We start from the raw sequence: 22,866 nt of genomic DNA, 5'->3' as shown, positions 1-22,866 counted from the left end.
CGGTTTTGCCTCTTTTTGGCTGAATACCCGCTGCTTTCTCAAGCCCACCCCCAAACCCCTACACTAGCGGGTTATCCCCGATACCCAGCACATGAACGCCTTCACCGACGTCTCTTTCTTCCCGCGCGACGCCAAGCCGCTGACCAGTTACCGCAAGTACTGGGCGCAGCGCTTTGGCACGGCCCCATTTTTGCCGATGAGCCGCGAGGAAATGACCCAACTGGGCTGGGACAGCTGCGACATCATCATCGTCACGGGTGACGCCTATGTGGACCATCCCAGTTTTGGCATGTCGGTCATTGGCCGCATGTTGGAAAACCAGGGTTTTCGGGTTGGCATCATCGCCCAGCCCGATTGGACCAGTGCCGAGCCCTTCAAGGCCCTGGGCAAACCCAACCTGTTTTGGGGCGTGACCAGCGGCAACATGGACTCCATGATCAACCGCTACACGGCGGACCGCAAAATCCGCAGCGACGACGCCTACACCCCAGGCGATGTGGGCGGCAAGCGGCCCGACCGCGCGGCCATCGTGTACAGCCAGCGCTGCCGCGAGGCCTTCCCGGAAGTGCCCATCGTGCTCGGCGGCATCGAAGGCAGCCTGCGCCGCATCGCGCATTACGACTACTGGTCTGACAAAGTTCGCCGCTCCATCGTGGTAGACAGCAAGTGCGACCTGCTGCTTTATGGCAACGCCGAGCGTGCGATTGTCGAGATCGCCCACCGCCTGGCCGCGCGTGAGCCGGTGCAACAAATCAACGACGTGCGCGGCACCGCTTTTGTGCGACGCGAAACGCCGGAAGGCTGGTTCGAGATCGACTCCACCAGCGTGGACTCGCCCGGTCACGTTGAGGCGCACATCAACCCATATTTGATGATTTCGGACCAGGCACGGGAGCAGGGCGCGACCTGTGCGCGTGAGGAAGAGGCCAAGGAAGTGGCCGAAGGCCACAACGCCAAGAACCTCGAAGCCGGTTTGTCCACCGCCGTGGCCCAAGTCCGCACCGTGCAAGCAGCCATGCCGCTCACCTTTGTGCCCAACCCTGCTTTGCGCGGCAAAGGCACCCACAAAGTCCCGCCCCGCGACAAAAGCGTGATCCGCCTGCCCAGCTACGAACAGGTCAAGTCCGACCCGGTGCTCTATGCCCACGCCAACCGCGTGCTGCACCTGGAAACCAACCCCGGCAACGCCCGCTGCCTGGTGCAAGCGCACGGGGAGGGCGCCACCGCCCGCGACGTGTGGATCACACCGCCGCCCATCCCGCTCACCACCGCAGAGATGGACCATGTGTTCGATCTGCCGTATGCCCGCAGCCCGCACCCGCGCTATGCCGACGAAAACGGCAGCCACGACCACGCGACCAAAATCCCCGCCTGGGAAATGATCCGCTTTTCCGTGAACATCATGCGTGGCTGCTTTGGCGGCTGCACCTTTTGCTCCATTACCGAGCACGAAGGCCGCATCATCCAAAGTCGGTCTGAAGAATCTATCATCCGAGAAGTGGAAGACATTCGCGACAAGGTCAAAGGCTTTACCGGCGTCATCTCTGACCTGGGCGGCCCCACGGCCAACATGTACCGCCTGGGCTGCCGCAGCCCCGAGATCGAATCGGCCTGCCGCAAACCCAGCTGCGTGTTCCCCGGCATCTGCCAGAACCTGACCACCGACCATGGCCCGCTGATCAACATGTACCGACGGGCGCGTAACCTGAAGGGCATCAAGAAAATCCTGATCGGCTCTGGTCTGCGCTACGACCTGGCCGTGCAGTCGCCCGAGTATGTGAAAGAACTGGTGCAGCACCATGTGGGCGGCTACCTGAAGATTGCGCCCGAACACACCGAGGGCGGCCCGCTGTCCAAGATGATGAAGCCGGGCATCGGCACCTATGACCGCTTCAAGTCGATGTTCGACAAGTACAGCGAAGAGGCCGGTAAAAAGCAGTTCCTCATCCCATATTTCATCGCCGCCCACCCAGGCACCAGCGACGAAGACATGATGAACCTGGCCATCTGGCTCAAAAAGAACGGTTTTCGCGCCGACCAAGTGCAAACCTTCTACCCCAGCCCCATGGCCACGGCCACGGCCATGTACCACTCCACCCGCAACCCGCTGCGCAAAATTACCCGCGACAGCGAAAAGGTGGACATCGTCAAAGGCGACAAACGCCGCCGCCTGCACAAGGCATTTTTGCGCTACCACGACGCCAACAACTGGCCGCTGCTGCGCGAAGCCTTGAAAGCCATGGGTCGCTCAGACCTGATTGGTAACGGGAAACACCATTTGATCCCGAACTGGCAGCCGCTGGCCGAAGAGGGCTACAAGAGCGCCCGACGTAAGAACAGCACGGGCGCTGGGGGGAAGTCATCGGTGGCTTTGTCGACCGCGGCCAAGCGGTCGGGTCAGCCGAAAAAAGGCCAGATGCTCACGCAGCACACCGGTCTGCCACCACGCCGAAAAGCATGACCAAGAGGCCAGTTGACTGGCCTCACCCCGCCTGCAGCGCTGCCAGCAGCTCCGTCTCGATCTCGATCTGCGCCTTGTTTTGCTGCAACTCAGCGCCGCTGATCAGGAAGGTGTCTTCGACGCGTTCGCCCAAAGTGCTGATCTTGGCCAGTTGCAGGTCAATGCCGTGCTTGGCCAGAACGCGGGCGATGCTGTAGAGCAGGCCATTGCGGTCGCTGGCCGAGATGCTGAGCAGCCAGTTTTGCGCTTTTTCGTCGGGTTTGAGGGTGACCCGTGGGGTGATCGGGAAGCTTTTCACCCGGCGTGACACCCGGCCTTTGGTGGGCGTGGGCAGGGGGCCTTGGCGCTCCAGCGTCTGTGTCAGGCCCGATTCGACCATGGTCATCAGCTCCCGGTAATGCTCAGGCAGCATGGTGGTGACGATCTGGAAAGTGTCCAGCGCCCAACCGCTGCGGGTGGTGTGGATCTTGGCGTCCAGCACGCTGAAGCCTGATTGGTCAAAGTGCCCGCAGATGCGGGCAAACAGGTCTGCTTGGTCAGGTGTGAACACCAGCACTTGCAAACCTTCTCCGACGGGGGAGGGGCGGGCCCGCACAATGGTCCGCGATTGTTCCGGCGCAGGCCTGGCCACGTGCCGTGAGAGCTGCCGTGCATGCCAGGCGATGTCGGACGCATCGTGGCGCATGAAGTAGCTCACGTCCAGGGTGTCCCACAGGGCCTTGTGGCCTTCATGCGGTTGGGCCTGTCGGGCCAGTTCGATGAGCGCCTCCCGCTTGCGGGCTTCCACCTCGGCATTGGCGTCGGGGGCGCGGCCACCGAGCACACGCAGGGTGGATTTGTAGAGGTCTTCCAGCAGCTTGCCTTTCCAGGCGTTCCACACTTTGGGGCTGGTGCCCCGGATGTCGGCCACCGTGAGCAAATACAGGGCCGTGAGCCGACGCTCATTGCCGACGCGCTGGGCAAAGCGGCCGATGACTTCCGGGTCGCTCAGGTCTTCTTTCTGGGCCACATGGCTCATCGTCAGGTGTTCACCCACCAGAAATTCGATCAGTTGCGCATCCGCCTTGTCGATTTGGTGTTGACGGCAAAAGGTGCGCACTTCGGTGCACCCCAGTTTGGAGTGGTCACCGCCGCGGCCTTTGGCGATGTCGTGAAACAGCGCGGCCGTGTACAAAATCCAGGGCTTGTCCCAGCCCCCCGCCAGCTGCGAGCAAAAGGGGTACTCGTGCGCATGCTCGGGCATGAAAAAGCGCCGCACATTGCGCAGCACCATCAGGATGTGCTGGTCCACCGTGTAGGCGTGAAACAGGTCGTGCTGCATCTGGCCCACGATGCGCCGGAACACCCACAGGTAACGCCCCAGCACCGAGGTCTCGTTCATCAGGCGCATCGCGTGCGTGATGCCCTGGGGCTGTTGAAGGATCTGCAAAAACGTCTGGCGGTTGACCGGGTCGGCGCGGAAACGCCCATTCATGATGGCCCGTACGTTGTATAGCGCACGCAGGGTTCGGGCCGAAAAGCCTTTCACACCCGGCGTGGCCTGGTACAGCAAAAAGGTCTCCAGGATCGCGTGGGGGTGCTTTTGGTACAGGTCGTCGCTGGCCACCTCGATCAGGCCCGCTTTCTCAAAAAAGCGCTCGTTCAGGGGCCGGAAATCGTTGACGGATTCACCTCGATCGGCTTTGAGCCGGTCTTCGATGTTGAGCAACAGGATCTGGTTGAGCTGCGTGACTGCCTTGGCGGCCCAGTAGTATTGGCGCATCAGCTTTTCGCTGGCACGCAAAGCCAGTCGGCCTTCCGGCGTCACGTCGGACGCATAGCCAAACGACTCGGCCACATTGGTTTGCAGATCAAACACCAAACGGTCTTCGCGCCGCTTCGCTTGCAAATGCAAGCGGGCACGGATCAGACCCAGCAAGGCTTCGTTGCGTTTGATTTGCCGCGCTTCCAGCGCTGTGGCCAGGCCTTTGCGGGCCAGCTCGTCCCAGCTGTGGCCCAAGCCTGCGGCACGGGCCACCCACAAAATCACCTGCAGATCGCGCAAGCCACCGGGAGACTCTTTGCAGTTGGGCTCCAGGGCATAAGGCGTGTCTTCGAATTTGGTGTGACGCTGCCGCATTTCCAGGGTTTTGGCCACCAGGAAGGCCTGCGGGTCCATGGCCGCGAGGAACTGTTTTTGAAACTCGGCAAACAAACGTGTGTTGCCGGTTACACGGCGCGACTCCAGCAGCGAGGTTTGCACCGTGATGTCTTTGGCTGACTCGGCCAGGCACTCGCTCAAGGTGCGCACGCTCGCGCCAATTTCCAGGCCCGTGTCCCAGCAGCTGCCGATGAAGCGCTCCAGCTGGCCTTGCAACTCGGGGTTGTTTTCTGGTGATTGGCCGTTAGGCAAAAGCACCAGCACATCCACATCGGAGTAAGGAAACAGCTCGGCCCGGCCGAAGCCGCCCACGGCCACCAGACACAGCTCAGGTGAAAAGCCCGCGTTTTGCCACAGATCAATCAGCAATCCATCGGCCAGGATGGACAGCTGCCGCAGGGTTTGCTTCAGGCCCCGAGTGACCGCACCGCTGTGGGCCAGGGTGTGCAAAACAGTCGCTTTGTCTTGCTTGTAGCTGTCGCGCAGGGCAGCCAGATCGGCCGTGGGCACCGGGCCGGTCATGTCAGGCGATGGCTTTTTGGGTGATGAAAGCCGGGATGGGCGGGCTGCCGGCCGACAGGGTCAAAACCTCGTAGCCGGTTTCGGTGACCACCACAGTGTGCTCCCATTGGGCAGACAAGGAGTGGTCTTTGGTGACGATGGTCCAGCCATCGCCCATTTCCTTGATGTCACGTTTGCCCGCATTGATCATCGGCTCGATGGTGAAGACCATGCCAGGCACCAACTCGGTCAGGGTGCCGGGTTTGCCGTAGTGCAGCACCTGCGGCTCTTCGTGGAATCCGCGCCCGATGCCATGGCCGCAAAACTCGCGCACCACCGAAAACCCATGGCCTTCGGCGAATTTCTGGATCGCATGGCCAATGTCGCCCAGGTGGGCGCCGGGTTTGACCTGCTCGATGCCTTTCCACATGGCTTCATACGTCAGGCTGGCCAGTCGTTTGGCCGCTATCGAGGCTTCGCCCACATGGAACATGCGGCTGGTATCGCCGTGCCAGCCGTCCTTGATGGTGGTGATGTCGATGTTGAGCGAATCGCCTTTTTTGAGCGGCTTGTCGTTCGGGATGCCGTGGCACACCTGGTGGTTGATCGAGGTGCAGATCGATTTGGGGTAGGGCTTGTAGCCGCCCGGTGCGTAATTCAGGGGGGCCGGAATGCAGCCTTGCACATCGACCATGTAGTCGTGGCAGAGCTTGTCAATCTCGTTGGTGGTGATGCCCGGTTTGATGAAGGGCTCGATGTAGTCGAGGACTTCCGAGGCCAAGCGGCAAGCCACGCGCATGCCTTCGATGTCTTCGGCGGTTTTGATGGTGATCGTCATGGGGGCGAATTATCCCATTGAGCGATCCTGAGTGCTTTCACGGAGGGCAGCAACCGTTTTGCTTGGCGGGTCGCACGCGAGACTTTATCGGGGGCCGAGCGTCGACCATGGCCCGCAGATACGGGTTAAAGTGATTCAAAAATTCAGCAATACAAGACCGCTTGCTGAGCTGTAATGTGATTGGACGAACCGAAAGCCTCCGCATGAACCTGCACGCCAAACTCCTGCAACGCGCCGCTGAAAACCGCCCCATCCGCATCGGCCTGATTGGCGCGGGCAAATTCGGCTCCATGTACCTGGCGCAAATTCCGCGCACCCCCGGCGTGCACCTGGTCGGCATTGCCGACTTGTCGCCTGCCAACGCCCGCGTCAATCTGGCCCGCGTGGGCTGGGAAGCTGAGCGCCTGACCGCCAAGAGCCTGGATGAAGCGGTGAAACTCGGCACCACCCATGTCGGCGACGACTGGCAAAGCCTGGTGCGCCACCCGGCGGTCGATGTGGTCGTGGAATGCACCGGCTCACCCCTGCACGCGGTCGACCACATTCTGGAAGCCTTTGCGAACCGCAAACACGTGGTCAACGTGACGGTGGAGGCCGATGCGTTTTGCGGCCCCTTGCTCGCGACCCGCGCCCAGACAGCGGGGGTGGTCTATTCATTGGCTTTTGGTGACCAGCCTGCGCTGATTTGCGATCTGGTGGACTGGGCCCGCACCTGCGGTTTTCCCGTGGTGGCGGCAGGCCGCGGCCACAAATGGTTGCCTCATTTTTCTGAATCGACACCCGAGACCGTCTGGGGCTATTACGGCCTCACGCCCGAGCAGGCCGAGCGCGGCGGCCTCAACCCCAAAATGTTTAACAGCTTCCTCGACGGCTCCAAGCCCTCCATTGAGAGCACCGCGGTCTCCAACGCCACAGGCTTGGGTGTGCCCAGCAACGGCTTGCTTTATCCGCCCGCCAGCGTAGAGGACATCCCGTTTGTGACCCGACCGATTTCAGAAGGTGGCGTGCTGGAACGCAAAGGCATGGTGGAGGTGATCTCCAGCCTGGAAAAAGACGGCCGCCACATCCCTTACGACATCCGCATGGGCGTGTGGGTCACGGTCGAGGCCGAGACCGACTACATCAAGAACTGTTTTGAAGAGTACAACGCGCACACCGATCCGTCTGGCCGTTACTTCACGCTCTACAAGCGCTGGCACCTGATCGGCCTGGAGGTGGGGGTGAGCGTGGCCAGCGTCGCCCTGCGCAACGAGCCCACAGGCGTGGCCATCGGCTGGAACGCCGACGTGGTGGCCACCGCCAAGCGCGACCTGAAACCCGGCGACATGCTGGACGGGGAGGGTGGCTACACCGTCTGGGGCAAGTTGCTGCCCGCCGCCGCCTCCAAACGCATGGGCGGCGTACCGCTGGGCCTGGCCCATGGTGTCAAAGTCATTCGCCCGGTGGCCAAAGGGCAAAGCCTGACTTGGGACGACGTGGCCATGGACACCAGCACCCACGCTTACAAAATCCGGCGCGAGATGGAGGCGACATCGGTGTTGGGTTGAGTCCTCAAGCCCGCTGTGGTCAGGCAGGCCGTGCCGCGTTCGTGGCACGGCTTTGCTGTTTTTGGAGGATGAAGGACCACCGCGCTGCGCCAAATAGACGTTTTGCATGCAGAACAGGACAGTGCTCTGATCTGTCCAACAGCCCGTCAAATCAGGGTTTCCCCGGCTAAAATATCGCCTTTGCCGACCAGCCCCAGTCAGCGGCCCCGGCGCTACGGTTTTCCGTCTCTTTACAAGGCCACCCCGTGTCCCTGCACATCACGACTTTCGAAGGCGCCAGCGCCCTCAGCGACTTTCGCATTACCCAGCTTTTGCCTCGTTTGGCCGCTATTTCGCCCCAAATTCAGGGTATCTCGGCCCGCTTTGTGCATTTGGTCGCCACGGTAGCGCCTTTGGCTGAAGCCCAAAAACAGACACTTTCCGCGCTCCTCACTTACGGCGAGCCCTATGCCGGCCTCACCGATGGCCCGGTGATCGTGGTCAGCCCGCGCATCGGCACCATCTCGCCCTGGGCCTCCAAGGCCACCGACATTGCCCACAACTGCGGTTTTGACGTGCGCCGCGTGGAGCGCCTGACCGAATACCGCTTGACCCTGAAATCCGGCCTGCTCGGCACCGCCAAGTTGACGGCCGATCAGTTGGGCCAGGTCGCTGCCCTGCTGCACGACCGCATGACCGAGTCGGCCATGCCCAGTCGGGACGAGGCAGCGGCCTTGTTCACCGCTCTGGACCCTGCGCCCATGGAGCATGTGGATGTGTTGGGCGGCGGTCGCGCTGCGCTGGAAGCCGCCAACAAGGCCTGGGGTCTGGCTCTGGCCGAAGACGAGATCGAGTATTTGGTCAATGCCTTCACTGGCTTGAAGCGCAACCCCACCGATGTGGAGTTGATGATGTTCGCTCAGGCCAACAGCGAGCATTGCCGCCATAAAATTTTCAACGCCGAGTTCACCATCGACGGCGTGGCCCAGCCCAAGAGCCTGTTCGGCATGATCCGCAACACGCACCAGCTGAGCCCCCAGCACACGGTGGTGGCGTATTCGGACAATGCCTCGGTGATGGAAGGCCATACCGTGGAGCGTTTCGTCGCCAGAACTTCGGCTCAAGGCGCAGCGTATCAAAGCGAACAAGCCTTGCACCATGTGCTGATGAAGGTCGAGACCCACAACCACCCGACCGCGATTTCGCCGTTCCCCGGCGCATCGACCGGGGCGGGCGGCGAAATCCGCGACGAAGGCGCCACGGGTCGCGGCTCCAAGCCCAAGGCGGGCCTGAGCGGTTTCACTGTGTCCAAACTCTGGGGTGGACTCAGCGACCAGCCGGGCGGCAAGCCCGAGCACATCGCCAGCCCCTTGCAGATCATGACCGAAGGCCCCTTGGGGGGCGCGGCCTTCAACAACGAGTTTGGCCGTCCCAACCTGGCCGGCTACTTCCGCGAATACGAGCAGGTGGTTGACGGTGTGCAGCGCGGTTACCACAAGCCCATCATGATCGCGGGTGGTCTGGGCCAGATCGACGCCGAGCAAACCAAAAAGATTGAATTCCCGGCAGGCAGCTTGTTGATTCAATTGGGTGGCCCCGGCATGCGCATCGGCATGGGCGGCAGCGCGGCCAGTTCCATGGCCACCGGCACCAACGCGGCCGATTTGGACTTTGACTCGGTGCAGCGTGGCAACCCCGAGATCGAGCGCCGTGCACAAGAAGTCATCAACCACTGCTGGGCGCAGGGTGCGTGCAACCCCATCCTGGCCATCCACGATGTGGGCGCAGGCGGTTTGTCCAACGCCTTTCCCGAGTTGACCAACGACGCTGGCCGGGGCGCACGCTTTGATTTGCGCGCCGTCAAGCTGGAAGAATCCGGTCTGTCGCCCAAGGAAATCTGGTCCAACGAAAGCCAGGAACGCTACGTGATGGCCATCGCACCCGAATCTTTGGAACAGTTCAAGGCCTTTTGCGAGCGCGAGCGCTGCCCGTTTGCGGTGGTGGGCGTGGCGACCGACGAGCGCCAACTGGTGCTGGAAGACAAAGGGCATGAGTCGCCCGTCGACATGCCCATGGACGTGCTGCTGGGCAAGCCGCCCAAGATGCACCGCGATGTGAAGACGGTGGTGCGCCAGTCGCCTGCGATGGACCTCACAGGCGTCAGTCTGCAACAAGCCGTGATCGACGTGCTGAGCCACCCCACCGTGGCGTCCAAGCGTTTCCTCATCACCATCGGCGACCGCGCCGTGGGTGGCCTGACCCACCGCGACCAGATGGTTGGCCCTTGGCAGGTGCCTGTGGCCGATGTGGCCGTGACCCTGGCCGACTACGCGGGCTTTGCCGGTGAAGCCATGAGCATGGGCGAGCGCACACCGCTCGCCTCGCTCAATGCCGCGGCGTCCGGTCGCATGGCGGTGGCCGAGGCCATCACCAATTTGCTGGCGGCTCCGATTGAGCTGCCCCGCGTCAAGATGTCGGCCAACTGGATGGCCGCTTGCGGGGAGCCCGGCGAAGACGCTGCGCTGTACGAAACCGTCAAAGCCGTGGGCATGGAGCTGTGCCCGGCGCTCGACATCTCGATCCCGGTGGGCAAAGACAGCTTGTCGATGCGCACGCAGTGGCAAGCCGATGGACAGACTCACAAGGTCACCTCGCCCGTGAGCCTGATCATCACCGCCTTTGCCAGCCTGCCCGACGTGCGCGGCACGCTCACGCCGCAGCTGGACGCCCAAGAGGCCGACACCAGCTTGCTGCTGATCGACCTGGGCCAGGGCCGCAACCGCATGGGCGGCAGCGTGCTGGGCCAGGTGCTGGGCCAATTCGGCGACAGCGTGCCCGACCTGGAAGACCCGCAAGCGCTGGTCAATTTGGTCAAAGCGATTAACACCTTGCGCAGTCAGGGCCAAATTTTGGCCTACCACGACCGCAGCGACGGCGGTTTGTTGGCCGCTGTGGCCGAAATGGCCTTTGCCGGTCATGTGGGTGTGGCCCTGAATGTGGACATGCTGGTCACCGAGGGTGACGGCATCACCGACAGTCGCGCCGACCACGGCGACGCCAAAAATTGGGCGGGCCAGGTCAGCGCCCGCCGCGAAGAGCTCACGCTCAAGGCGCTGTTCAACGAAGAGCTGGGCGTGGTGCTGCAGGTGCGCACGGCCGAGCGCAATGCGGTGCTGCAGACCCTGCGCGAGCATGGCTTGTCCAAACACACGCACGTCATTGGCAAGACCCGTCCCGTGCAATCGACCATCCAAAAAGGCGTGGGCGAGCTCAGCATCTGGCGCGACACCAAAGAGGTTTTTGCCGCCAAGCTCGAAGACTTGCACCAGGTCTGGGACAGCGTGAGCTGGAAGATTTGCCAGCAACGCGACAACCCCGCTTGCGCCGATGCCGAACACGCGGCTGCTGGCCGCGCCGACGACCCCGGCATGCATGTGGCGCTGAGCTTTGACCCTGCCGAGAACGTGGCCGCGCCTTTCCTGAACCTGTCGCGACCCAAAGTGGCGATCCTGCGCGAGCAGGGCGTCAACTCGCATGTGGAAATGGCTTACGCCTTCCACAAGGCGGGTTTCGAGTCGCACGACGTGCACATGACTGATCTGCAATCGGGCCGCGCCAACTTGGCCGATTTCCAGGGCCTGGTCGCTTGCGGTGGTTTCAGTTACGGCGACACGCTGGGCGCGGGCATTGGCTGGGCACGCAGCATCACCTTCAACCCGGCCTTGGTCGAGCAGTTCAAGGGCTTCTTTGGCCGCGCCGACACCTTTGGTCTGGGCGTGTGCAACGGTTGCCAGATGTTTGCCGAACTGGCCGACATCATTCCGGGCGCTGAGGCTTGGCCGCGCTTCACCACCAACCAGAGCGAGCGTTTTGAAGCTCGCCTGTCCATGGTCGAGGTGCTGGAGTCACCCAGCCTGTTCCTGCAAGGCATGGCGGGCAGCCGCCTGCCGATTGCCGTGGCGCACGGCGAAGGCTTTGCCAACTTCAAGCACCGGGGCAACGCGGCCCAGGCCATTGGCGCGATGCGCTTTGTGGACAACCATGGCCAGGCGACCGAGCAGTACCCTTTCAATCCCAACGGCAGCGCGGGCGGCCTCACGGCCGTGACCACGGCAGACGGGCGTTTTACGGCCATGATGCCGCACCCGGAGCGCGTGTTCCGCAATGTGCAGATGAGCTGGACTAGCGGTGACATTTCATCGACCAGCCCTTGGCTGCGCGTTTGGCAAAACGCCCGCAAGTGGGTCGGTTGACGTGCCCAGGGCATGAAGTCCAACGCGCCACAGCAGTGGTTTCCCCCTTCGCAGCTGGCTTTTTACTTTGACCAGGGGGCTTGGTCCCGGGGAACCACGCTGTATCTGCAAAACAAGGTGGTTTCTTCGCAGCTCATCCCCGATGGAGAGGGGTGGCGACTGCAAGGTCAGGTGGAAGGCAGCGAGGCCCGTCCTTATTCGGTCAATGCCGAGCTGCGTGTCAGCCCCGGCGGCAACCTGAGCGAGTGGCGCAGCGGTTGCACCTGCCCTGTGGGGCGCTATTGCAAGCATGGCGCAGCCTTGGGCATTCTGGCGTCGATGCAGGGCCTGGCCTTGCTCGACGAATGGGGCGCTGAGGGGCCTTCGCCCGAGGTGCTGGCGCGTCGTGGCCAGATGGAAAGAGAGCGGGCCCTGAGCCACGCCGAATACCAAGCCCGGGAGTGGCTGAACCGGCTGGAAAACGCCAACCGCCCAACCGCTTTGGCCATGCCTGGTGCCACGCAGGACCAGTTTGTATACCTGTTGTCGGTGGCTCATTCGGGCCCCAAACCCGTGTTCCATCTGAGCGTCAAGCGTGCCGCTCAAAAGCGCAGCGGCGAATGGAGCAAGCCCAAAAAAGTCAGCCATGAGCCCTCGCCTCAGGACCCCATCTGGGTCAGCAGCAGCCCGCTGGACCGCGACATTTTTGACCTCATGAAAGCCTGCCCGGCGGCCAGCAGCTTCAGCTCTTACGGCTTTCAAGGCGAAGTCAAGCTGCACGGCATGCCCGGGCAGTTGTTGCTCCAGTTGTGCAGCCAAACTGGTCGCCTGATGTCGGCCGAGGGTGCCGCGCCTCTGGCATGGAGCGAGGCGGCCGAAGTCTTGGTCGGCGCTTGGCAAGAGGTGCCCGCGCAAGACCATGCGCTCGGCGGTTGGAGGCTGAGCATGCAGCCCCAGCGCGCCGGCGTGGTCTATGGTCTGAACGATCCGCCTTTGTACATGGACACCTTGCGAGGCCAATGTGGCCCGCTGGACACACAGGGCCTGAGCGCCAACGAATTGCAGCTGTTGTCCAGCTCGCCGGTTTTGCCCGAGAGCGTGGTGTTCAAGTTTCAGAACCAGTTGTTGGCCCGTCTGGGGCCTGTGCCTCTGCCACCCGTGATCGCACACATGCCGGAAATCCGGGACGTCCTGCCCCAACCGGTGCTTGACATCACACCCGTGCACGCCAAAGACCGTGACTCACAGGGCTTGTTCCAGGCCGAGTTGAGTTTTGATTACGCGGGTCAGCGCGGCTTTTGGGCGGGCTCCCAACCCCGCGTCATGGTGGGCCACGGCCCGCAAGCCCGCATGCTGGTGCGTGACTTGCCCGGCGAGTTGAAGATTTGGCAAACGCTGGACGCTTTGGGCTTGTCGGTCAGCGCACCCAACATGCTGGGCTTGGAGCCGCCTCAGCCCCAACAGCGCTGGCTGGAGTGGCTGGAAACCGATTTTGCGACCTTGCGCGAAGCCGGTTTTGAGGTCCGTTTCGACGCCGGTCAAACCCAGTGGTTGCGCCAGGCCGACGACGTGCACATCGACCTGTCAGGTGATGCCGATGCGCCCGAGACCTCGCCTTGGTTTGATCTGTCCTTGGGGATGGACATCGACGGCCAGCGGGTGAACATCCTGCCTTGGGTGCCCACGATTTTGTCGGCGCTGGCCAAAATCAGCCAGGCCACCGCTGTGGGTGATCAAGCCCGCCTGCCGCCGTTTTTGTACCTGCCCGAGCTGACTGGCGAGGGTTTCGTGAAGCTGCCCACCGCCAAGATCGAGCCTTGGCTGAACACGCTCATGGAGTTGGTGTCCGAGCGCGGTCGGGACTGGAGCGGCGACGAGTTGCGCCTGTCGCGTCTGGAAGCCTTGCGCACAGCCGCCTCCTTGGGGGAGGGCGTAGCCTGGGCGGGGGCCCAGAGCTTGATGAGCCTGCTGCAGCAAATGCGTGGGCTCGACAGCCTGCCCGATGTGCCTGCACCCGCGAGCTTGCAAGCCACTTTGCGGCCTTATCAGCAGCAGGGCCTGAATTGGTTGCAGTTCTTGCGCACGCACCAGTTGGCCGGCATCCTGGCCGACGACATGGGTTTGGGCAAAACTTTGCAGACTCTGGCGCACATCCTCTCCGAAAAGGAAGCCGGCCGCCTCACGCATCCCGCCCTGATCGTGGCCCCGGTGAGTTTGTTGGGAAATTGGCAGCGCGAAGCCGCCCGCTTTTGCCCCACTCTGCGCACCCACATCCACCATGGCCTGTCACGCCACGAAGCCGCGCAAGACCTGAGCGGTTTTGACATCGTGCTCACGCCTTACTCCTTGCTGCACCGCGACCGTGAGCTTTGGCTCGATGCCCAGTGGCATCTGCTGGTGCTCGACGAGGCCCAAAACATCAAGAATGCCAACACCCACGCTGCGCAAACCGTGGGCGATATCCCGGCCACGCACCGCCTGTGCCTGTCGGGCACGCCCATGGAAAACCATTTGGGCGAGTTGTGGAGCTTGTTCCACTTTTTGATGCCCGGTTTTTTGGGCAGCCAAAAGCGCTTCGGCGAGCTGTTTCGCCACCCGATTGAGCGCCAGGGCAACAGCGAAAAAATGGACCAGCTGCGCAAGCGCATCACGCCCTTTATGCTGCGCCGCACCAAAGACGTGGTGGCCAGCGAGCTGCCGCCCAAGGTCGAAACCCTGATGCCCGTGCCCCTGCAGGGCAAGCAAGCCGATCTGTACGAAACGATTCGCCTGGGCATGGAAAAAACCGTGCGCGACGCCCTGAACGCACAAGGTTTGGCCAAATCGCAGATCACCATCTTGGACGCGCTGCTCAAGCTTCGCCAAGTGTGTTGCGACCCGCGCCTGCTCAAACTCGGCTCGGCCAGCCAGGTGCAGCAATCGGCCAAGCTGGAGCAACTGCTCGACATGCTGCCCGAGATGGTGGCCGAAGGGCGCAAGATTTTGTTGTTTTCGCAGTTCACCCAAATGCTCAGTCTGATTGAGCAAGAGCTGCCGCGCCTGGGCATTCCTTGGGTCAAGCTCACAGGCCAAAGCAAAAACCGCGACACGATCATCGATCGATTCACCAGTGGTCAGGTGCCCTTGTTCCTCATCAGCCTCAAAGCCGGGGGCGTGGGCCTGAACCTGCCGCAGGCCGACACGGTGATCCATTACGACCCGTGGTGGAACCCCGCTGTGGAAAACCAGGCCACCGACCGCGCGCACCGCATTGGCCAGACGCAAAGTGTCTGGGTGCTCAAGCTCGTGGCGCAAGGCACCATCGAAGAGCGCATGCTGGCCCTGCAAGAGCGCAAGGCCCAGCTGGCTCAAGACATGTATGCGGGTGCGGTGCAGCGCAAAGAGCCGCTGTTTGGCGAGTCCGATCTGAACGAGTTGTTCAAGCCCTTGGGCTGAGATTGACAGGCATGGCACCCATGGTAATAATTAACGTATTACCTTGAGGGCTTGCCATGACCACCACCGTGAAACTGCCCGATCCGCTGGAAAAATCCTTGCGCCAGCGCTGCGTCCAAGAAGGCCGCAGCATCAGCGAGGTCATGCGCGATGCACTAACCGCCTACCTGGCGCAGCCCGCGGTCACCGCATCGGCTTTCGCGCTGGGCGAGGGCGTTTTTGGGCGATTCAGTGGTTCGGTGGATTTGGCCGAAACCCGCAAAAGCCAGCTGGCTGATGCTTGGCAAGACAAGCGCGAGAGCCGGGCATGAGTGGTCAAAACCACTTTGGACAAGTGGCTGTGAATGTGGAAGATTTGCAAACGGCATCACTTTCGGCCCAAGAACCGCACGCACAGTTTCTGCGGCAGTTGCCTGCGCAAGACGCGCTCATTGACAGCGGCCCACTGCTGGCCCTGTTCAACCGCAGCGACAAATGGCACGCCCCCACACTGGCGTGGCTGCAAGCGAACCCGCAGGTGCGCTTGCACAGCACATGGCCTGTGCTGACCGAGGTCTGCGCCTTGCTGGCGCGGCGCATCCACAACGACGCCGCACTCGACTTTTTGCAGTGGGTTCAGCGCGGCGCAGTGCAGCTGGATAGCCCTGCTGACTGGAGCCTCACCAGCGTGCTGGGCATCTGCCAGCGCTTTGCCAGTTTGCCACTGGACTTGGCCGATGCCTCGATCGCGGAAGCGGCTGAGCGTCTGGCCATTCGGCAAGTGGTGTCCATTGACCAGGACTTTGACATTTACCGCGACGCCAAGGGCCAGCCCTTGCACAACCTTTTGCGCTAACGTGCCTCTGCACACTCGAGAAAGACACACCCATGGCCGCCTCCAGTTTGCTGACCCTGATCGACGACATCGCCACCTTGCTCGACGATGTCGCGACCATGACCAAAGTGGCCGCCCGCCAAAGCGCGGCAGCAGCTGACGACGTGGCCGCCATGACGCAAATGGCCGCCAAAAAGACCGCCGGCGTGCTGGGTGACGACCTGGCCCTCAACGCCCAGCAAGTGACCGGCGTGAATGCCGACCGCGAATTGCCCGTGGTCTGGGCTGTGGCCAAAGGCTCGCTGGTCAACAAAGCCATCCTAGTGCCCGCAGCCTTGGCAATCAGCGCCATCGCGCCTTGGCTGATCACGCCCTTGCTCATGCTGGGCGGTTTGTTTTTGTGCTTTGAAGGGGCCGAGAAACTGTTGCACGCGTTTTTGCACAGTCGTGAAGAAGCCGAGATCCACCATGCCGAGTTGGTACAAGCCGTGGCCGATCCTCAGGTGGACCTGCTGGCGTTTGAGAAAGACAAGATCAAAGGCGCGGTGCGAACCGACTTCATCTTGTCGGCCGAAATCATCGTCATCACCCTCGGCACGGTGGCCACCGCCAGCTTTGCGCAGCAAGTGGCGGTGCTGCTGGGCATCTCCGTGGTCATGACGGTGGGGGTCTATGGCTTGGTGGGCGGCATTGTCAAGCTGGACGACACGGGGCTTTATCTGACACAAAAACCGCAAGCTGCGATGCAAGCCTTGGGCCGGGGCCTCTTGGTGTTTGCGCCTTGGCTCATGAAAGCCCTGTCGGTGCTGGGCACCGCCGCCATGTTTTTGGTGGGCGGCGGCATCTTGTTGCACGGTGTACCTGCCATCGGCCATGCGGTTGAGCACTGGGCCGAAAACCTGGCTTTTGGCGGTGCGCTGGTGAGCAATTTAGCCGGTGGCGTGGCTGGCTTTGTGGCGGGGGCGGTGATGGTGGGGGGGCTGCAGTGGGTGCGCAAAATGCGCCGCTGAAGCTGATTCAGTGCATGCCCACCACGGGCCGCGTTTTGTAGAACTGCACCGGGCTCTCCGGCACGGCGTTCAAGACCGATTTCTTGATCTTGCCCACCACATGCATTTCGCAGGGTTTGCAGTCAAAGCGCAGGGTGAGCTTTTCCTTGCCGTTGATCAGCTGCATAGGCTCGGCTTTCACCGTGCCTTGCACGCCGGTCACGCCTTTGGCTTGCTTGGGGCACAGACTGAGGCTGAAGCGTACGCAGTGTTTGGTGATCATCAGGCTGACTTCGCCCAGCTCTTCTTGCGCCTCATAAGCGGCGGCGATCACTTTCACGCCGTGTTTGGCATAGAAGTCGCGGGCTTTCTGGTTGAACACATTGGCCAGGTAGCTCAGGGTGTCTTCGGGGTAGGGCGCGGGCGGCTCCACCGGCACAGCACGCGGCAGGCGGTGAAGGCCCTGGGCACGAGCGGTTTCCAACGCTGCGACCGCGTCGCGGCGGAGTTGGTTGAGCTGTGAAGGCGGCACAAACCAGGGCCGGGGCAGGGCGAGCTGAACATCCAGCGTCTCGAACACGGTGTCGCCCAGCTTGCCCAAGGCGGCTTTGAGAATGTCCTCGGCCTGAGTTGGGTCTTTGGGCGCTTGCCAGCCGATGGCCAACGCCGACGAGCCGCTGTAGCCCGCTTCGTCGGTCAGCGTCAGCTGCAGGCCATCCTCCTGGCCATTTTGTTTTTCGGCCAGTTGCATCCACACACCCATGCGGCGCTCGGCCGATTTTTTGTCCAGCGTGCGCACCCAGCTCATGTCGCGGTTGCGGTTGACCTGAACGCCTTGGCGCAAATCCTTGAAACCGTCCATCGGGTCTTTGGGGAACAACTTCCACACCCCTTTGGCTTTGGCGGCTTCGGCCCGGTTGATCTGCAGGCCGACCAACTCTTTTTGCAGGTCGTAGTAGCACAGGCCATCGCCGTTGTGCAACTCGGTGGCGGGGTCGTCGGTGGTGATCTCGACGTACTCAGCCGTGACCTTGCTGACCCAGCCAATCGGCTGGCCAGGATTTTTGGGCGTGTCAAACGCGCCGATGTCTTCTTTGCGGCCCTGCACAAAGTAGTCGGTGAACTCGCGGTTGAAGTTCTGGTTCGGGTCCGGTTCGAAGCTGAAGGTGGTGCGGCCATGCGAAGCGGCTGCCAGTTCGGGGCGTTCGCTCAGCACCTCGTCGAACAGCTTGCGGTAATGCGCCGTGATGTTCTTGACATAGGCCATGTCCTTGTAGCGGCCTTCGATCTTGAAGCTGCGCACGCCCGCGTCCACCAGCGCGCGCAGGTTCTCGCTCTGGTTGTTGTCCTTCATGCTCAGCACATGCTTGTCGTGCGCCACGATGCGGCCTTGCGCGTCCTTGACTTCGTAGGGCAGGCGACAAGCCTGAGAGCAGTCGCCTCGGTTGGCGCTGCGCCCGGTGTGCGCGTGGCTGATGAAGCATTGGCCGCTGTAGGCCACGCACAGCGCACCATGCACAAAAAATTCAATCACCGTGCGATCGGTGTCCACCGCATCCCGGATGGCGGCGATCTGCGGCAGCGTCAACTCGCGGGCCAGCACGATTTGGCTCAATCCGGCGTCTTGCAAAAACCGGGCTTTTTCGGGCGTGCGGATGTCGGTCTGGGTGCTGGCATGCAGCTGAATGGGCGGCATGTCGATTTCCAGCAGGCCCATGTCCTGGATGATCAGTGCGTCGACGCCTGCGTCATACAGCTGCCAGGCCAGTTTGCGGGCGCCTTCGAGCTCGTCGTCGCGCAAGATGGTGTTGAGCGTGACAAAAATGCGGCTGTGAAAGCGGTGCGCATGCTGCACCAGCTTGGCGATGTCTTGCACCGAGTTGTCGGCTGTCGACCGTGCCCCAAAGGAGGGGCCGCCAATGTAGACCGCGTCCGCGCCGTGGTTCACGGCTTCGATGCCGATGTCCAGGTTGCGAGCGGGGGCCAGGAGTTCGAGTTGGTGGGGCTGCATGGGCTGGGATTATCCCAGCTTGCGAAGCAAGCAACTCTGCAGGCCGCCAGCTCTGGGGCTGTGGGCACTGGTTGGGGCGATGTGGCAAAGCGAAGCGCCTCTGAGCCCCGGCCAGTGCCCACAGCCCCAGAGCGTTGCATGCACAGGAGAGCCATTAAAAAACGCGACCGAAGTCGCGTTTTTCACAGGCGCACAACGCAGATCACTGGATCTTGGCTTTGCTGCGCAGACCTTCCTGGTAAGTGCTGAGCTTTTGCTGTTGCAGTTGCTGCGAAATCTGAGGTTTGACTTCTTCCAGCTTGGGCAGTTGGGCTTCACGCACATCGTCCACGCGGATGATGTGGTAGCCGAACTGGCTCTTAACAGGCGCATCGGTCATCTGGCCCTTGTCCAGTTTGACCATCGCACCGGAAAACTCGGGCACATAGCTGCCTGCTGCGGCCCAGTCCAGGTCACCACCATTGGCACCAGAGCCTGGGTCTTTGGAGGCCTTCTTGGCCAGGTCTTCAAACTTGGCGCCTTTCTTGATGTCGGCGATCAAGGCCTTGGCCTCGTCTTCCTTTTCCACCAGGATGTGACGTGCGCGGTATTCCTTGCCACCATTGGCGGCTACAAATTTGTCGTACTCTGCCTTGATCTCAGCGTCGGTGACCGGGTTTTTCTTTTGATAGTCAGCAAACAGCTGACGGATCAGGATGGTCTGGCGGGCCAACTCGATCTGGTTCTTGTACTCGTCAGAGGCGTCCAGGCCGCGCTTTTTGGCTTCTTGCATGAACACTTCACGGGCGATCAACTCTTCCTTGATCTGTGACATGACTTCGGGCGTCACAGGGCGACCCGAGGCCTCGATTTGCTGCTGCAGCGCTTTCACGCGCGAAGACGGCACAGGTTTGCCATTGACCACGGCCAGGTTTTGCGCCAGGGCGGGAACCGCCAGCAAGGCCACCAGGGCGGCGCTGAGCATTTGCTTTTTCATCGTGTTTTCCTCAATGACTCGGGGTCAAATATGAATAGAAGGGTTCAAAAAAAGGGGCTGCCACCAATGGGTGACGGCCCGGGTTCAGATCAGCTCGATGGCCAAGGCATGCAAGCCTTGGTCAATGAAATCTTGCAGCGCATCATACACAAGGCGATGGCGCTGGACGCGACTGATGCCGGCAAACAAGGGGGAGGCAATGCACACGCGCATGTGGGTGCCTTCGCCGTTGTCGTTGGCGCCAACGTGGCCCGCATGCTGAGCGCTTTCGTCGATCACGCGCAGCTCGCTGGGCTGCAGGCGTTCGCTCAGCCGGGCATGGATTTGCGAGCTCAAGGGCAAAGTGGCGGTACTCATTTCTGGTCTCCTTCATCCTTGGGCAAATAACGCGAGATGTACAGGCCTTGACCCAAAATGAACACGACCGGGAACACATAGCCCCAGAGCTTGAAGTTCACCCAGTCTTCGGTGCTGAAATAATGCGCCACGTAGGCGTTGATGGCCGCCATGAACAGGCAATACAGCATCCACGACAGGTTCAGCCGGTTCCACACCGCCTGCGGCAGCTGCAGTTGCGAGCCCAGGAGCATGTGCAAAAAATTCTTTTTCAAAAACCAGTGCGCCACGGCCAGGGCAATCGCCAGACCCGAGTAAAGCAAGGTGGGCTTCCACTTGATGAAGCGCTCGTCGTGCAGGCTCAGCGTCAGGGCGCCAAAGCCCAGCACCAGCACCAGCGTGATCTTGTGCATGGTCTGCAGCTTGCCGTCCATCTTGTAGATGATGGCGGTTTGCACCACGGTCGCGCCCATGAGCACTGCTGTGGCGGTGTAGATGTCGCCCATCTTGTACGCGCCAAAAAACAGCAGGATGGGGAAAAAGTCGAGGATGAATTTCATGTGAAAGTGGCGTTGGCGTTGGCGTTGGCGGTGCACAGCCTGCGCCGCAGGAATCGGTCAGGAAGGCTCGAAGTCTAACGAAGCGGAGTTCATGCAGTAGCGCAGGCCCGTAGGGGCCGGGCCGTCTTCGAACACATGGCCCAGGTGCGCTCCGCACTGAGCGCACACGGTCTCCACCCGGCGCATGCCGTGGCTCAGGTCCACGCGCTCTTCGATGGCCCCTTCTGAGGCCGCCTGGTAAAAGCTCGGCCAGCCGCAGCCTGCGTCAAATTTGGTGTCGGACTTGAACAGCTCGGCGTCGCAGCAGATACAGCGGTAAATGCCGCTGGACCAATGGCCCTCGTATTTGCCGGTGAAGGGCCGCTCGGTGGCAGCTTGGCGGGTGACGGCGTATGCCACGGGCTCCGCGCCCTTGGCGGCCAGCAGCTCGCGCCACTCTTGTTCGGTTTTGGTGATTTGGCTCATGATGAACAGCTGATTTCCAGTTGATCCGCCCAGTCGGGCGGCAAGTCGGCATAGGCCTCAAAGCCCGGGTGCTCGTCGAAAGGCGACTTTAACAAGGTGTGGAGGATCTCTATTTCCGAGAAGTCGCCTGCTTGGGCTTTTCGAATGGCGATTTCGGCCAGATGGTTGCGCAGCACAAACTTGGGGTTGGTGCGCAGCATCTGCTGGCCCATGGCCGCAAAGTGGGTATGGCCAGCGCGAGCGGCGAACCGCGCCAGCCAGGCCAGCAGGCGAGGGCGGTCCAGCACCAGGTCGGTCACCGTGCTCCAGCCCGCATCGGTCAGCGTGGGGGCTTGCGACTGCTGCACCACCGCCAGGCTCAGTTGCCGCCAAAACAGGGTGAAGTCCACTTTTTCGGCCGCCATGAGCTGCATCATGTCTTCCACCAGCGTCCAGTCGGCTTCGCGCTCGGACTCGGGGGCCAGTGCACCCGTCAGGCCCAATTTGGCCCGCATGGCATCTCCCAGGTAGCGGGGGAACAAAGTCTTGTAGCCCTCGAGCACCTGCAACGTCATCTCGTGGTCATCGATCAAGGGGGCCAGCGCCTGCGCCAGGCAGTACAAATTCCAATACGCCACGTTGGGCTGACGCCCATAGGCGTAGCGCCCCTGGTGGTCCGAGTGGTTGCAGATGTGGCCGGGGTCGAATCCATCCATGAACTGGAAGGGACCATAGTCGATGGTCAGGCCCAGCAGGCTCATGTTGTCGGTGTTCATCACACCGTGACAAAAGCCCACCGCCTGCCATTGCGCCAACAATTTGGCGGTGCGCTCCTGCGCTTCGTCGAGCAAAGCCGCATAAACATTGCCCTGCCACCGCTCGGCCCGCGCATGGCATTCGGGCAGGTGGTGGGCGATGGCATGGTCCGCCAGTGCGCGCAGGCTGTCGTTGTCGCCCTGGGCCGAAAAATGCTCGAAGTGTCCAAAACGCAAAAAGCTGGGAGCCACACGCGCCACCACGGCGGCGCTTTCGAGGGTTTCGCGGCGCACCGGCTCGGGCGATGCCACCAGGCACAGCGCCCGGGTGGTGGGTATGCCCAGGCCGTGCATGGCCTCGCTGCACAAATACTCGCGGATGCTCGATCGCAGCACGGCCCGGCCATCGCCGCCGCGCGAGTAGGGGGTGCGGCCTGCGCCTTTCAGCTGGATTTCCTGCGGACCCAGTTGGGACGCGGCTTCGCCCAGCCAGATGGCCCGCCCGTCGCCCAGCTGCCCGGCCCATTGCCCAAACTGGTGCCCGCTGTAGACCGTGGCCAGCGGCTGGGAGCCCACCAAGAGTGCGTTGCCCGCAAAGGCTTGCAGGTGGTCGTCGTCAAACAGCTCGGCGGGCCAGCCCAGTTCGGTACGCAAGGCCTCGTTGCGGGCGGCCCAGCGCGGCGCGTCCACGGGCGTGGGCTGCAGCGGTGTGAAAAAACGGGGGCCCAGTTGGGTCAGGCGGTGGGTCCAGTCCAGCACGGGCAAATCGTGGGGGGGACTGGCGTGGGTTTCCAAAGGGGCAGATGACATGGGGAGTGATTGTCACGCCCTTGACAAGCACCCGGGTA

At 62.0% G+C, this 22,866-nt stretch carries 15 protein-coding genes; 7 read left to right on the top strand and 8 right to left on the bottom strand.

Annotated features, from left to right (window positions below):
* Nucleotides 1-91: 91 nt before the first annotated feature.
* Nucleotides 92-2,461: a YgiQ family radical SAM protein gene (locus tag ACHEXL_RS06565; protein WP_416561173.1), complete on the top strand. Its 2,370-nt coding sequence runs from the start codon at nt 92-94 to the stop codon at nt 2,459-2,461.
* Between the two features lie 22 nt (nt 2,462-2,483).
* Here ACHEXL_RS06565 and ACHEXL_RS06560 read toward each other — a convergent pair whose 3' ends face one another.
* Both ACHEXL_RS06560 and map read right to left on the bottom strand, forming a co-directional pair.
* Nucleotides 2,484-5,123, bottom strand: a complete 2,640-nt coding sequence (locus ACHEXL_RS06560; RefSeq protein WP_416561172.1) for a [protein-PII] uridylyltransferase — start codon at nt 5,121-5,123, stop codon at nt 2,484-2,486.
* 1 nt (nt 5,124) lies between these two features.
* The gene (map, locus tag ACHEXL_RS06555; RefSeq protein ID WP_416561171.1) at nt 5,125-5,940 is read right to left on the bottom strand and encodes a type I methionyl aminopeptidase; all 816 of its coding nucleotides are present in this window, start codon (nt 5,938-5,940) and stop codon (nt 5,125-5,127) included.
* Between the two features lie 203 nt (nt 5,941-6,143).
* On the opposite strand from map, the gene ACHEXL_RS06550 reads away from it, so the two are divergent.
* From ACHEXL_RS06550 to ACHEXL_RS06525, 6 genes are all read left to right on the top strand, one after another.
* Nucleotides 6,144-7,487, top strand: a complete 1,344-nt coding sequence (locus ACHEXL_RS06550; protein WP_416561170.1) for an NAD(P)H-dependent oxidoreductase — start codon at nt 6,144-6,146, stop codon at nt 7,485-7,487.
* A 245-nt stretch (nt 7,488-7,732) separates the two neighbouring features.
* Complete coding sequence (gene purL, locus ACHEXL_RS06545; RefSeq protein ID WP_416561169.1) at nt 7,733-11,719, top strand: phosphoribosylformylglycinamidine synthase; 3,987 nt, start codon at nt 7,733-7,735, stop codon at nt 11,717-11,719.
* A gap of 12 nt (nt 11,720-11,731) precedes the next feature.
* Nucleotides 11,732-15,133: an SNF2-related protein gene (locus tag ACHEXL_RS06540; protein ID WP_416561168.1), complete on the top strand. Its 3,402-nt coding sequence runs from the start codon at nt 11,732-11,734 to the stop codon at nt 15,131-15,133.
* Nucleotides 15,134-15,189: 56 nt separating this feature from the next.
* On the top strand, nt 15,190-15,444 hold the full coding sequence (locus ACHEXL_RS06535) for a ribbon-helix-helix protein, CopG family (protein ID WP_416561167.1): 255 nt from the start codon (nt 15,190-15,192) through the stop codon (nt 15,442-15,444).
* Complete coding sequence (locus ACHEXL_RS06530) at nt 15,441-15,968, top strand: type II toxin-antitoxin system VapC family toxin (RefSeq protein ID WP_416561166.1); 528 nt, start codon at nt 15,441-15,443, stop codon at nt 15,966-15,968. The genes ACHEXL_RS06535 and ACHEXL_RS06530 overlap by 4 nt, the downstream gene beginning before the upstream one ends.
* Nucleotides 15,969-16,000: 32 nt before the next feature.
* Complete coding sequence (locus ACHEXL_RS06525; RefSeq protein ID WP_416561165.1) at nt 16,001-16,957, top strand: DUF808 domain-containing protein; 957 nt, start codon at nt 16,001-16,003, stop codon at nt 16,955-16,957.
* Nucleotides 16,958-16,964: 7 nt separating this feature from the next.
* On the opposite strand, the gene ACHEXL_RS06520 is transcribed toward ACHEXL_RS06525, so the two are convergent.
* The 6 genes from ACHEXL_RS06520 to ACHEXL_RS06495 form a co-directional block, all read right to left on the bottom strand.
* Nucleotides 16,965-18,947 (bottom strand): peptidase U32 family protein, encoded by a 1,983-nt coding sequence (locus ACHEXL_RS06520; protein WP_416561164.1) that lies wholly within the window; start codon nt 18,945-18,947, stop codon nt 16,965-16,967.
* Between the two features lie 202 nt (nt 18,948-19,149).
* Nucleotides 19,150-19,923: a peptidylprolyl isomerase gene (locus ACHEXL_RS06515; protein ID WP_416561163.1), complete on the bottom strand. Its 774-nt coding sequence runs from the start codon at nt 19,921-19,923 to the stop codon at nt 19,150-19,152.
* Between the two features lie 84 nt (nt 19,924-20,007).
* Nucleotides 20,008-20,280, bottom strand: coding sequence for a BolA family protein (locus ACHEXL_RS06510; RefSeq protein WP_416561162.1), 273 nt, complete (start codon nt 20,278-20,280; stop codon nt 20,008-20,010).
* Nucleotides 20,277-20,819 carry a septation protein A gene (locus ACHEXL_RS06505; protein ID WP_416561161.1) on the bottom strand — a complete coding sequence of 181 codons (543 nt, stop codon included), beginning with the start codon at nt 20,817-20,819 and terminating at the stop codon, nt 20,277-20,279. Before ACHEXL_RS06505 ends, ACHEXL_RS06510 begins: the two co-directional genes overlap by 4 nt.
* 57 nt (nt 20,820-20,876) lie before the next feature.
* Nucleotides 20,877-21,284, bottom strand: a complete 408-nt coding sequence (gene msrB / locus ACHEXL_RS06500) for a peptide-methionine (R)-S-oxide reductase MsrB (protein WP_416561160.1) — start codon at nt 21,282-21,284, stop codon at nt 20,877-20,879.
* The gene (locus tag ACHEXL_RS06495) at nt 21,281-22,828 is read right to left on the bottom strand and encodes a protein adenylyltransferase SelO (RefSeq protein WP_416561159.1); all 1,548 of its coding nucleotides are present in this window, start codon (nt 22,826-22,828) and stop codon (nt 21,281-21,283) included. Before ACHEXL_RS06495 ends, msrB begins: the two co-directional genes overlap by 4 nt.
* Between the last annotated feature and the right edge of the window lie 38 nt (nt 22,829-22,866).

This window comes from Limnohabitans sp. YIMB22184 (assembly GCF_048020265.1).
Classification (GTDB): Bacteria; Pseudomonadota; Gammaproteobacteria; order Burkholderiales; family Burkholderiaceae_C; genus Limnohabitans_A.
This window is presented reverse-complemented; position numbering and strand designations above follow the sequence as displayed.

Bases quoted from the DNA above. Each gene is read 5' to 3' on its own strand.
- ACHEXL_RS06510 (WP_416561162.1), bottom strand. From the start codon at position 20,280: ATGAGTACCGCCACTTTGCCCTTGAGCTCGCAAATCCATGCCCGGCTG.
- ACHEXL_RS06505 (WP_416561161.1), bottom strand. From the start codon at position 20,819: ATGAAATTCATCCTCGACTTTTTCCCCATCCTGCTGTTTTTTGGCGCG.
- ACHEXL_RS06535 (WP_416561167.1), top strand. From the start codon at position 15,190: ATGACCACCACCGTGAAACTGCCCGATCCGCTGGAAAAATCCTTGCGC.
- ACHEXL_RS06525 (WP_416561165.1), top strand. From the start codon at position 16,001: ATGGCCGCCTCCAGTTTGCTGACCCTGATCGACGACATCGCCACCTTG.
- ACHEXL_RS06530 (WP_416561166.1), top strand. From the start codon at position 15,441: ATGAGTGGTCAAAACCACTTTGGACAAGTGGCTGTGAATGTGGAAGAT.
- msrB (WP_416561160.1), bottom strand. From the start codon at position 21,284: ATGAGCCAAATCACCAAAACCGAACAAGAGTGGCGCGAGCTGCTGGCC.
- ACHEXL_RS06495 (WP_416561159.1), bottom strand. From the start codon at position 22,828: ATGTCATCTGCCCCTTTGGAAACCCACGCCAGTCCCCCCCACGATTTG.
- ACHEXL_RS06560 (WP_416561172.1), bottom strand. From the start codon at position 5,123: ATGACCGGCCCGGTGCCCACGGCCGATCTGGCTGCCCTGCGCGACAGC.
- map (WP_416561171.1), bottom strand. From the start codon at position 5,940: ATGACGATCACCATCAAAACCGCCGAAGACATCGAAGGCATGCGCGTG.
- ACHEXL_RS06540 (WP_416561168.1), top strand. From the start codon at position 11,732: ATGAAGTCCAACGCGCCACAGCAGTGGTTTCCCCCTTCGCAGCTGGCT.
- ACHEXL_RS06520 (WP_416561164.1), bottom strand. From the start codon at position 18,947: ATGCAGCCCCACCAACTCGAACTCCTGGCCCCCGCTCGCAACCTGGAC.
- ACHEXL_RS06550 (WP_416561170.1), top strand. From the start codon at position 6,144: ATGAACCTGCACGCCAAACTCCTGCAACGCGCCGCTGAAAACCGCCCC.
- ACHEXL_RS06515 (WP_416561163.1), bottom strand. From the start codon at position 19,923: ATGAAAAAGCAAATGCTCAGCGCCGCCCTGGTGGCCTTGCTGGCGGTT.
- ACHEXL_RS06565 (WP_416561173.1), top strand. From the start codon at position 92: ATGAACGCCTTCACCGACGTCTCTTTCTTCCCGCGCGACGCCAAGCCG.